The following is a 10554-nucleotide window of genomic DNA, read 5'->3' on the forward strand; positions in this document are numbered from 1 at the left end:
GCCCTCGACGGCCGCCCCCGCCACGCCGCCCTGCTGCTGGGAGCGGCCGCGGGAGTCCGCGCGTCCGCCGGCATCGCGATCCCCCCCGCCGAGCGCGGCGACACGGAACGGGCGACGGCCGCGGCCCGCGCCGCCCTCGGGGACGACGCCTTCGCCGAGGCGCTCGCCCGCGGGCGCGAGCTGGAGCCCGGGGAGGCCCGCTCGCTCCTCGACCGGGCCGAGGTCGCCTGACCCTTTCTCAGGCTGCCGCGCGGGCGGCGGAGGCCCGGTGACGTGGTAGGACGTCGGATCAGTCATAGTTTGTCTGCTGGACACGCATACTTTCCCCGGAAGGCAGGTCACAGTGTCGGACGAACTGACCCAGGAACGGCTGGCCGATCTCAGACGCCAGTTCGCCTCTCTCGACGACGACGGCGACGGCTACATCACCGAGGACGAGCTTCGCGCTCACTTCCCCGGCCTGCCCGCCGAGGCGATCGCCGAGCTCGACCGGGTCGCGGACGTCGACGCGGACGGCCGGTTCTCCCTGGAGGAGTTCATCCGGCTGTCCGGCCGGGCCTGACCGGAACCCGGACGAGGGTCCCGGCAACCCGCCGGGGCCCTCGTGCGTGCCGCCACCCGCTCACGCCCGCCTGCGACGCGCGCAGTCCGTTTTTACAAATTACGGATGATATGAGCAATAAGCCCGATAGTGGCGGCGATCGCCCAGCCGGTGAATTTCACGACCTCGAATGCGGTGCGGAGCCGCCAATAGCGGACTGCCCGCCGGTCCCCGCCTTTCACCTCGTCCTTTCGCCCTCTGCCGGCGATCGAGCGTTCTTTCATCGTCCCTCTCCTTCGCTCCGGGTCTTGGGGGCGGCCCGGTGGCCCGCGCCGGACGCTTCGGCGTGAGACCAGGAAAACCGGCGGCTCACCGTGTCCGGGAGGGGCGTGGACAGAACAGCGACGATCTCGGCGAATGGCGGCCGTCGCTGGACGGGCCGCGATCATTTCCGGACATTCAACTGCGACCGCGCCGACGCCGGCCGTACGCTTTGGGACATTGCCGGACGATCTGAAACGAGGCGACAAAGGCATGAAGGTGCCGCCGAACACCGGGGACATGGATTTGGCCGGGGTCGCCACGGAATCACAGCTCCTCGACCTGATCCAGGTCCTGTACGTCCGGGCCGGGCACCCCTCCTACCGGACGCTGGAGACACGGGCCCGCGACGCGGGGATGATCCTCTCCAAGACCCGGGCCAGGGAGATCGTCAACGGCATCCGGCTGCCCTCCCGGGATGCCGTGATCGCACTCGTCCACGCGTGCGGCGTTCCTTCCGAGGAGGTGGAGCCGTGGGTGCGCGCCTGGGAGCGGATCGCCTCCAGCGGGCGCCACCGGCCCGGAGCGGTAGCCACTCCCGAGCACGACCGTCTCCGCGCCGAACTCCGCGCTGAACTCCGCGCTGAACTCCGCGAGGAGATCCGGGCCGAGATCCGGGCCGAGGCCGAGCAGGTCCTCCGCGCCGCCCGGGCCGAGGCGGAACGGGTCCTCGTCAGGGCCCGAGCGGAAGCCGACCAGGTTCTGGCTCGAGCCCGCGCCCAGGCCGGCTCGCCGCTCACCCGGCCGTCCGCGCCTGTCTCCGTGGCTAGAGCTCCACTGCCGGTGAGCGACGACGACGAGTTCGACGTCCCGCCCTTCATGCGGCGATGAGCGCGCCGGGGGCTACTGCCACACCGTGACGTTCACGGTGACCCCGTCCCGGTCGTACGCGGTGACCGTCAGCAGGGCCAGGTGGTCGTCCGAGGTCCGCACGCAGATCCCCCGTCCGGGCTGCACGTCGGGGCCGGTCGGCGGGTGGTCGGCGGCGCCGGTGAAGGCCGCCGCGGCGCAGTCCCGGTAGTCGTAGGAGGCCGCCGGGGGCAGCACCGCCACCCGGTCTCCGTCGGCCCGGGCCGTGACCCGGGGGTCGCCCTCGAACACGTAGTAGCCGACGTCCTCCCGCTCGCCCCACCTGCCTTTGACGTACGGCCAGGGGCCCCGGCCGGTGGCGTCGAGGTCGTACCCCCAGCCCGTGTGGACGGTCAGCGTCCCGGCCCGCCGTACCGGATGCGCCGTCCCGGCGGTCCCGGCCGATCCGGACGGCGAGGAGGAGCCGGTAGCCGCGACCACGACGGGAGCGGGGCCGGCCGGCCGCGGAAACCACCAGAACACCGCGGCGGCGACGAGCGCGACCACGGCGGCGAGCCCGCTCACCCCCGCCCACCAGGGCGCGGAGGCGACATTGCGCAGAGGGGCCATCGGGTCGTCCTTCCTCGTCTCCGACGAAGAGAAGACGATCAACAGGTCGCCGGGGTTCACGCAGCGCCCGAGGGCGTGCACCGTCGGTGATTTTCGGCTCAGCCGGAATCCCGGGCGCGCTCTTCCGCCGCCTGATCGTCGCTACCGGGCGCCGGCCCGGTCATCGCTGGACGTGCCCGTGACGTAGTCCGTTCAGGAGGAGGGCGAGGAGGCGGTCGGCTTGAGCCATGCTGTCCGGGGCGTCCTGGGCGGCCCAGGCGATGGCGCCGATCATCTTCAGCACATCCGCGTCGTCCGCATCCGCGACGATCACACCTGCCTGCCGCGCCCTCGCCAGCAACGCGGCTCCCACCTCGAACATCTCCGCATGCCAGGTCGACACCAGACCCTTCCCGCGGTCGAGGGCCGAGGTCATCACCGCGGTCGACAGACCTCGATAGGTCAGGCCATGCATGATCGCGGCACGCAACCACGTGGACACCGCGTCGAACTCGTCCTCGACAGCAAGCAACCGGCGACCAAGGTCGACCAACTCGGCTATCTGCTCGGCGAGCACCGCCTCGATGAGATCCAGCCGGGTGGGGAAATGCCGATACAGCGTCCCGCTTGCCACCCCTGCCCGCCGGGCGATGTCGTCCAGCGAGGCGTCCACGCCGAACTCGGCGAACGCGGCTTTCGCCTGCTCGACCAACCTCTCGTAGTTGCGTCGGGCGTCCGCACGCCTCGGACGCTCGACGCCCACATGCGGATCACGACCTGCCGGCACCATCACCACACCCTTGCTAACCGGGGACACAGTCCGGTACCGTCCCCATCTAACCGGACTATGCCTCACCTTAATGGCATAGCGCCCCTGATCATGGAGGGCCGTCCCGATGACGCTGAGGGAACAGGACCGGATCGACATCACCGACCTGATCAATCTCCACGGCCACCTGACCGACGCCGGAGAGCTGGACCGGGCAAGCGAACTGCTGACCCCGGACGTCACCTATGACCTGGACGACTTCGGCCTCGGCTCGTTGCAGGGGGTCGCGACCATCCGTGAGGCCGCGCTCGCCCTGGGCGACGCCAACCCGGTCGGCCATCACGTCACCAACATCGTGATCACTCAGATCGACGGCAACTCGGCCCGGGTCAAATCCAAAGGAATCGGCATCATGGCCGACGGAACGGCCGGCAGTGTCGTCTACGACGACATCGTCACGCGCCAACCCGACGGCTGGAAGATCAGCTACCGGAAGGTGTCTGCCCGGCGAGCGCCGCTCGGCGGGCGGGAAGCCGGTCCGCGTGAGGTTCTGGAACGTTTCCGCCACGCCTCCATCAGCCAGTCCGCCGATGACCTGAGGCGCCTGTACGCCCTCGACGCGGTCCACGAGTTCCCGTTCACCCGCCCAGGAGTGCCGTCCCGGCTTGACGGCCGGGACGAGATCGTGAACTGGATAACCGCGGGATGGAAGGCCGGTCCGCTGAAGTACGAGAGGTACCGCACTCTCGCCGTCCACGACACCGCCGATCCGGAAACGATCATCGTCGAGCAGGAGGCCCTCGGGACCAGCGCGTCCACCGGCGAATTCGCGCTCCCCAACATCGTCGTGCTCACCGTGCGCAACGGGCAGATCGTCCGTCTACGCGACTACGTCAACATCCTGGCGGCCGCGGAGGCCATGGGACGCGACATCTGAACGCGCGTTCACGCTCGACCGGCGGGGGCGCGGCCGCTCCGACCCGCGGGAATGCCAGGCACCCCTCCCGAGGCTTACGCGCCGCCGCCCGCCGTCTCGCCGGAGACCTCGGCGGGGAAGAGGATGGGGCTGAGCAGGTGGCGCACCCGGCCGGGGGCGGGCGAGTTGGCCAGCCGGGACACGATCGCCGCCCGCATGTCCTCGATCAGCTCGGCGCGCTCCTGCGGGGTGAGCCACACCGCGTGCTGGCGGTAGCCGACCTGGTCGGCGGCGGGGTCGGCCCGGTCGTGGTCGAGGTAGGCGCCGAACTCGGCCAGTAGGGCGGCCATGGCCACGGCGAACGCCCGCCGGTGGTCGTCGGCCGAGGCGGCCGCGGCCGCCTCGGCGTCGATCACCGCACGCTCCCTGCGCAGCCGGTAGCGGCGCTCGACCGCGCCGCGGACCCGCTGCTCGCCGTCAACCTGCAGCAGGCCGGCCTCCGCCAGCAGGGCGACGTGCCGGTACACGGTGGCCTTCGACACGTCGGGCAGGAGGGCGCACACCTGGGACGTCGTGAGCGCCCGGCCGCCGGACATGGCGTGGACCACGCGCAGCCGGACCGGGTGCAGAAGCAGGTCGACCGTGTCCATGGACGTACGATCTCACGTCCGATACCTTTCTCAAAGTTGAGAACATGCGATGGAGGAGTGGACATGACCCCCGTGACAGAGACGGATACGCCGCCACTGGGACGCCTGTACGACGTGGACGGGCGGCGGCTGATGCTCCACCGGTCCGGGAACGGCGGCCCGGCCGTGGTGTTCCTCCCGGGAGCGGGCCTGTTCGGCCTCGACTACCTGAACATGCATGAGCGCGTCGCCGAGCTGACCACCAGCGTGGTCTACGATCGCGCCGGCACCGGCTGGAGCGAGCCGGTCGCCCTGCCCAGGACGGCCGGCGAGGTGACCGATGAGCTGTCCGGCCTGCTGCGGGCCGCCGGCGTGCCGTCCCCCCGCGTGCTGGTCGGCCACTCTCTGGGCGCGGCCTACGCGCGTCACTACGCGCAGCGCTTCCCCGACGAGGTGGCGGGCCTGCTCCTGCTCGACCCGTTCCACGAGGACATGCTCCCCCGAGCGCCTCAGGAGGTGCGGGAGATGCTGGAGCTGATGGAGTCCCGGGACCTGCCGGAGCCGACCGAGGAACAGCTCCGCGTCGCCCGCGGGCAGCTCGACGAGCACTTCGCGGCGTGGCCCGCCGCCGTGCGCGGCCCGCTGGCCGCCCGCCACCTCGCCTCCTGGCGTACGGCCTGGCAGGAGGGCCTCAACCTGCACGACGTCGTCGCCGGGGAGATCCGGCGGGCGCCCGCGGTCCCCGGCGTGCCGACGATCGTGATCTCCGCCCTGGGCCACGACGCCACCCAGGCCGCGCTCTGGCCGGAGCACCTCCTGCGCCAGATCAACGACGGCAAGCGAGCCCTGCACGCCGAGCTCGCCGCGTCGGTCCCCCGAGGTGAGCACCGCCTCCTCGACGACGCCGGACACGGCTGGATCCACGAGGAGCGCCCCGACGCCGTCCTCCAGGCGGTGGGCGACCTGCTGCGGCGGATCGGCGGCCCGGCCTGACCCGGTGGCCGGGTCCGCATGGCTCACCCGGCCGGGGCGGGCGCGTTGCCTCGGCTATTTCGCTTTGCCGAGCCCGGCGGCGCGGCCGAGCGCGATCGCCTCGTCGCGGGTGGCGACGGCCAGCTTGTCGAGCATGACCGATACGCGGTTGCGGATGGTCTTCGGCGCCAGGAACAGGCGGGCGGCCACCTGGGAGGTCGGCAGGCCCTGTACGAGCAGCTCCAGGATCTCCAGGTCGCGGGAGTCCAGCGCGGCGAGCACGGCCGGCGGCGGGGCGGCTGCCGCGGCGGCGACCACGGCGGCTTGCGCGCCGCGGCCGAGGACCAGGGCGCCGCGGGCGGCGGAATGGATCGCGGCGAGGACGTCGTCGGGGTCGGAGTCCTTGAGCAGGTACCCGTCCAGGCCCGACCCGAGGCTGCGCGTCACCGACCGGTCGTCGGCGTGCATGGTGAACACGACGACCCGCAGCGCCGGCCAGCGCCGCTTGAGATCGGCCCCGAGGGTGATGCCGTCGCCGTCGGGCAACTGCAGGTCGAGCAGCGCGATGTCCGGCGGTGTCATCTCGGGCCGCTCGGTCAGGGCCAGCGCGTCGGCGGCGCGGCGGGCGGAGGCGACCAGCTCCAGGCCATCGTCGGACTCGACGAGGGCCGAGAGCCCGGACAGCACGATCGGGTGGTCGTCGACCACGAGGACGCGGATCATGACGGTCCTCCAGCGGAGGGCAGGTCCAGGCACAGGCGGGTGCCGTGCGGGCCGGCCTCGACCAGCAGCCAGCCGCCGAGTTCTTCGGCGCGGCGGCGCAGGGACGAAAGGCCGACGCCGGGGGTTATCGGGCCTCCCGCGCCGTCGTCGCGGACCTCGGCGCGGACGCGGCCGCCGGACTCGGTACGAACGTCGACGGCGATCCGCTCGGCACGGGCGTGGCGAAGGGCGTTGGTGATGCCCTCGGCCACGGTCCGGTAGACCGCGACCTCGACCGGCGGGTCGAGCAGCTCGTCGATCCGGCTGTCGAGCGTCACCGTGGGGCCCTGGCCGTCGAACGAGCCGACGAGGCGGTGCAGCGCGGTGGGGAGGCCGGCCTCGTCGAGCACCGACGGTGTGAGGCCGGAGACGATACGCCGAAGGTCGCCCCGGCACTCGGCGAGCTCGACGGCCAAAGACTCCAGCAGCGGGGTCGGGCGGCGTCGGACCTCGGCGCGCACGCGCATGCTCAGGCCGACGAGCGTGGGGCCGAGGCCGTCGTGCAGGTCTCCCAGGATGCGGGCGCGCTCGGCGTCGCGCTGGCGGGCCACGTCGCGGCGGGCGTGGTCGGCCTCGACGGCGAGGCTCACCGCCCTGGCGACCAGGGCGACGGTGGGCAGCAGCTGGCGTACGACGCGCTCCTGCCACGGTTCGGGGCCCTCCGGGTGGCGCGGCTCGAGGAACACGGTGCCGACGCGGTCGCCGCCGACGACGAGGGGGTAGAGCACCCAATGCGCGGGCGGCTCCGGCGCGTCCGGGCCGAGGACGAGGTCGACACGCCGGTGCCCGCTCGCAGCGGCGATCATGGCCGCGGCCTTGGCCAGCAGTGCCCGCACGTCGGCTTGGGCGTGCAGGTCGGCGGTGATCTGCTCGACGTCTGCCGGTGAGAGGGTGCCGCGGCCGTAGCGGCGGGCCAGGAATGCCCGGCGCAGCCACAGGCCGGCCGGCAGGATGAGGACGGCGGAGACGATGGCGGCGAACGCGCCGGATACGTCCGGGCCGGGGGCGCCGGCCCGCTGCGCGACCGCTCGTACGACCGTGCCGACGGCGGCCCCGCCGAGCAGCGTGAGGAGCGCGATCGCCGCGTCCACGGCCGGCTCGTCGACGGGGCGCAGCTCGCGGACGGTCGCCAGGCGGTACACCACTCCGGCCATGCTCACCACACCCAGCGCCTCCACGCTCGCCGCCGCCCGCGGGCCGCCCACGCCGGAGGCGATCAGCACCGCGGCCACGAGCGCGGCCGACGCGGCGACCAGCCAGACCAGGCGGCGCCGGGACATGCGGCCGGCGACGCGGTCGACGCCCCAGGCGATGACGGCGCACGCGACGACGACGGGCGCGACGCCCAGCCAGCCCCAGCCGCGCTCGAGGCGGACCCAGCCGGACGGGTCGTCGCCGGCGAGCCAGGCCGCCACGGCGACCAGCGTCGGCACCACGGCGAGGCCGGCGCACGCCCGGCCGAGCCGTGACTGGGGTTCACGGTCCAGCAACAGTGCCGCGACAATGCCGAAGACCGGCCAGCCCAGGCCGTACACCGCGCCGGTGGGCAGCGGCGCGTAGTCGAAGCCGTGCACCGCCGGCACGATGCCCGCCGCGGTCGCCAGCCCCGCCACCACGACGGCGCGCGGCAACCCGCGGGGGCTGGCGGCGGCGTCGGTCATCGCTTCATAGTGCTATACGAGACGGGGGGTGGCCTAGGGCGTCGCGCGGGCACGGGACCGCGGCGGGACGCTCCGGGACACTCCGGGACGCGGCGTGACGGCACAGGCCTGTTTCGCGGGACGCGGCCGGCCGCACGGTGGTGGTGCCCCGGATCGGCCGGTGCCATGCTCAGGGAGGCAAATCCTCATGTCCGCTGCCACGAACGACCGCCCCGCCACCACCCGCGGCCTGTCCGCCCCGCTGCTCGTCGGCGGCGCGTTCGTCCTGTCGACCGTCGTCAACATCGCCGCGCAGGTCGGCAGCATCCTGTTCACCGACACCGACCCGTACCTTCCCGAGGGCGCCATCAGCAGCATCGAGAGCATCTCGGTTGTCGGCGTGGCCTCGCTCGCCATCGCGATCGCCATCGGGCTGCCCCTGACGAAGTCCCCGTCCCGGGCCCGCGTCGGCGCGATCGTCCTCGGCGCGCTGTCCCTCGTCACGGTGCCGTTCTTCTGGTCGGGCGCCCCGGCGATCTTCGGCGCCACCGCGGCCTGGCTCGCCGGCCTGACCAAGGGTGCCCGCCCGCAGTCCGGTGCGGCGCGCGCCTTCGGCATCATCGGCTTCGTCATCGCGATCCTCGGCGTCGTCGCCGTGTTCGCCGGCGACCTCTCCGCGATCCTCGGCTGACCGGCCACGCGATCCCTGGCTGGCCCGGTGGCCCGGCATCCCGTGTCGCCGGCCCTCATCGACTGGACGATCGCCCGGTGCCTGCCGACGTCGCCCTGGGCCGGCGCGCGGCTGTTCGCGTCGCTCTTCCACGCCGGCCACCGGGACGCCCTGCGCGCGCTCACCCTGCCCGCGCTGGTCGTCCACGGACCGCCGACATGCCGGCGCCGGTCGCCCGCACCGGACCCCGTACGGCGTCGCTCGTGCCGGGGGCCGTGTACAGGGAGTACGCCACCGGGGGGCACGGCCTGTTCGTCGCCCACCGCGACGAGTTGAACGACGACCTGCCGGCGTTCCTCACGAGCTGACCGGGAGGAAATGGCCGGAGCGGGATAATCCACGGCGAAATGCGCCGAACCCTGTCAGGGTTGCACGTATGGATCTCAGCGACGCCCGGACCCTGGCCCGTGCCCTGAGCGACCTCGTGCAGGACGCGCACAGACGGCTGGAGGAGGGACGGGAGACGCCCGAGCTGGTGGCCCGGGTCACCGCGCACCTGGGGTGCGACCTGAAGCACGTCGTGAGCGTGGCCGAGAGCTTCCCCACCTGGGAGCACGTGAACCTGCAGCGAGGGGCCGAGGCGTACCTGGCGGCCCGCACCCCGGCGGCGGAGTGGTTCGGGATCGCCGGCCAGGGGCGTGAGCACAACGAGGTCATCGACATGCTGGCCGGGGCCGCCCGCGGGTGGGAGCGCTTCGAGCCCGGGGCGGTCGACTACGCCACGGCCGCCGTCGGGCCCACCCTGACGACCGAGGTGATCTCGCTCGGCCTCGTCCTGACCCGCTCCCCCGGCGGCGTCCCCGTCGTGGTGGGGCTGCGCGGGCCCCAGGAGCACGGGCGGCCGCACTGCCAGGTCGTCGTGCTCGCTCCGGACCGGCAGAGCGCCACGGCCACCCGCGACGAGATCGAGCGGCTCATGCGGGCCGACGACGTGTACCGGGGGCAGGTGCTGTCGTTCACCTGGAGCGAGCACCGGGGCAACGACCTCGTCACGTTCCTCCCCCGGCCGGACCTCGCCGCCGAGCAGGTCGTGCTCCCCGACGGCGTGCTCGACGTGATCGAGCGGCACATCGCCGGCATCGCCGAGCGGGCCGACCGACTGCGCGCGCACGGCCAGCACCTCAAGCGCGGCCTGCTGCTGCACGGCCCGCCCGGCACCGGCAAGACCCACACGGTCCGCTACCTCATGGGCCGGATGCGCCAGTGCACGGTGATCGTGATGACCGGCACCGCCATCCGGTACGTCTCCCAGGCCGCCGGGCTGGCCCGCCGGCTGCAGCCGGCCATGGTCGTCCTGGAGGACGTGGACCTGGTGGCTCGCGACCGGTCGTACACGGAGGACGGCAACCCGCTGCTGTTCGCCCTGCTCGACGCGATGGACGGCGTGGGCGCGGACGCCGACGTGACGTTCGTGCTGACCACGAACCGGGCCGAGGTGCTGGAACGCGCCCTGGCCGACCGCCCTGGCCGGGTCGACCTGGCGGTGGAGATCCCCAAGCCGGACGCCGCCGGCCGGGCGGCGCTGCTCCGCCTGTACGCCCGCGACCTGCGCCTGGAGGCCGACATCGAGCCGGTCGTGGCGCGGACCGAGGGCGCGACGGCGTCGTTCTTCAAGGAACTGCTGCGCCGGGCGGTGCTGTCCGCGCTCGACGACGGCGGCGACGCGCCGGTGCTGACCGACGGGCACGTGGGGCGGGCGCTGGAGGAGATGCTGGCCGAGCGCGAGTCGCTGACCCGGGCCCTGCTGGGCTCGGGCGATCACGCCCCCGGCGACGAGGACGAGACCGGCGGGCCCGTCTTCGGCCCGGGGTTCGCGGCCGGCTCCTCCTTCTCCAGTTCCTTCCACATCGACGTCGGCGGCCCCTGATGATCTCCT

The 10554-nt window shown here is 73.1% G+C and carries 14 protein-coding genes; 8 read left to right on the forward strand and 6 right to left on the reverse strand.

The window, feature by feature from the left end; genetic code table 11:
• Window positions 1-231, forward strand: a 231-nt coding sequence (locus tag MPTA5024_RS41760; protein ID WP_036319294.1) for a hypothetical protein, incomplete at its 5' end; no start/stop codon positions are given.
• A gap of 112 nt (window positions 232-343) precedes the next feature.
• Window positions 344-562, forward strand: coding sequence for an EF-hand domain-containing protein (locus tag MPTA5024_RS02525; protein WP_036319297.1), 219 nt, complete (start codon window positions 344-346; stop codon window positions 560-562).
• 92 nt (window positions 563-654) lie between these two features.
• On the opposite strand, the gene MPTA5024_RS40560 is transcribed toward MPTA5024_RS02525, so the two are convergent.
• Window positions 655-825 carry a hypothetical protein gene (locus MPTA5024_RS40560; RefSeq protein ID WP_157099262.1) on the reverse strand — a complete coding sequence of 57 codons (171 nt, stop codon included), beginning with the start codon at window positions 823-825 and terminating at the stop codon, window positions 655-657.
• Window positions 826-1075: 250 nt separating this feature from the next.
• Here MPTA5024_RS40560 and MPTA5024_RS41765 point away from each other — a divergent pair, with 250 nt between their 5' ends.
• On the forward strand, window positions 1076-1693 hold the full coding sequence (locus tag MPTA5024_RS41765; RefSeq protein WP_036319300.1) for a hypothetical protein: 618 nt from the start codon (window positions 1076-1078) through the stop codon (window positions 1691-1693).
• Window positions 1694-1705: 12 nt separating this feature from the next.
• Here MPTA5024_RS41765 and MPTA5024_RS02535 read toward each other — a convergent pair whose 3' ends face one another.
• Both MPTA5024_RS02535 and MPTA5024_RS02540 read right to left on the reverse strand, forming a co-directional pair.
• Complete coding sequence (locus MPTA5024_RS02535) at window positions 1706-2362, reverse strand: hypothetical protein (RefSeq protein ID WP_036319303.1); 657 nt, start codon at window positions 2360-2362, stop codon at window positions 1706-1708.
• A 79-nt stretch (window positions 2363-2441) separates the two neighbouring features.
• Window positions 2442-3050 (reverse strand): TetR/AcrR family transcriptional regulator, encoded by a 609-nt coding sequence (locus MPTA5024_RS02540; protein ID WP_051457997.1) that lies wholly within the window; start codon window positions 3048-3050, stop codon window positions 2442-2444.
• Window positions 3051-3156: 106 nt separating this feature from the next.
• Between MPTA5024_RS02540 and MPTA5024_RS40570 the strand changes: the two genes are divergently transcribed.
• Window positions 3157-3966, forward strand: a complete 810-nt coding sequence (locus MPTA5024_RS40570) for a nuclear transport factor 2 family protein (RefSeq protein WP_157099263.1) — start codon at window positions 3157-3159, stop codon at window positions 3964-3966.
• 74 nt (window positions 3967-4040) lie between these two features.
• On the opposite strand, the gene MPTA5024_RS02555 is transcribed toward MPTA5024_RS40570, so the two are convergent.
• Window positions 4041-4595, reverse strand: coding sequence for a helix-turn-helix domain-containing protein (locus MPTA5024_RS02555; RefSeq protein WP_036319309.1), 555 nt, complete (start codon window positions 4593-4595; stop codon window positions 4041-4043).
• Between the two features lie 63 nt (window positions 4596-4658).
• On the opposite strand from MPTA5024_RS02555, the gene MPTA5024_RS02560 reads away from it, so the two are divergent.
• The gene (locus tag MPTA5024_RS02560; RefSeq protein WP_036319312.1) at window positions 4659-5567 is read left to right on the forward strand and encodes an alpha/beta fold hydrolase; all 909 of its coding nucleotides are present in this window, start codon (window positions 4659-4661) and stop codon (window positions 5565-5567) included.
• 54 nt (window positions 5568-5621) lie between these two features.
• Here MPTA5024_RS02560 and MPTA5024_RS02565 read toward each other — a convergent pair whose 3' ends face one another.
• Both MPTA5024_RS02565 and MPTA5024_RS02570 read right to left on the reverse strand, forming a co-directional pair.
• Window positions 5622-6269 carry a response regulator transcription factor gene (locus MPTA5024_RS02565; protein WP_036319315.1) on the reverse strand — a complete coding sequence of 216 codons (648 nt, stop codon included), beginning with the start codon at window positions 6267-6269 and terminating at the stop codon, window positions 5622-5624.
• Window positions 6266-7969, reverse strand: a complete 1704-nt coding sequence (locus MPTA5024_RS02570) for a sensor histidine kinase (RefSeq protein WP_036319318.1) — start codon at window positions 7967-7969, stop codon at window positions 6266-6268. The genes MPTA5024_RS02565 and MPTA5024_RS02570 overlap by 4 nt, the downstream gene beginning before the upstream one ends.
• 187 nt (window positions 7970-8156) lie before the next feature.
• On the opposite strand from MPTA5024_RS02570, the gene MPTA5024_RS02575 reads away from it, so the two are divergent.
• The 3 genes from MPTA5024_RS02575 to MPTA5024_RS02580 all read left to right on the forward strand — a co-directional run bounded on the left by MPTA5024_RS02575 (window position 8157) and on the right by MPTA5024_RS02580 (window position 10545).
• Window positions 8157-8639 carry a hypothetical protein gene (locus MPTA5024_RS02575; protein WP_036319321.1) on the forward strand — a complete coding sequence of 161 codons (483 nt, stop codon included), beginning with the start codon at window positions 8157-8159 and terminating at the stop codon, window positions 8637-8639.
• A gap of 197 nt (window positions 8640-8836) precedes the next feature.
• Entirely contained in the window at window positions 8837-8986 is a 150-nt protein-coding gene (locus tag MPTA5024_RS40575) for a hypothetical protein (protein WP_157099264.1), read from the forward strand.
• A 68-nt stretch (window positions 8987-9054) separates the two neighbouring features.
• The gene (locus MPTA5024_RS02580; RefSeq protein ID WP_051457628.1) at window positions 9055-10545 is read left to right on the forward strand and encodes an AAA family ATPase; all 1491 of its coding nucleotides are present in this window, start codon (window positions 9055-9057) and stop codon (window positions 10543-10545) included.
• The last annotated feature ends 9 nt before the right edge of the window (window positions 10546-10554 follow it).

This window comes from Microbispora sp. ATCC PTA-5024 (assembly GCF_000511135.2).
GTDB lineage: Bacteria > Actinomycetota > Actinomycetes > Streptosporangiales > Streptosporangiaceae > Microbispora > Microbispora corallina.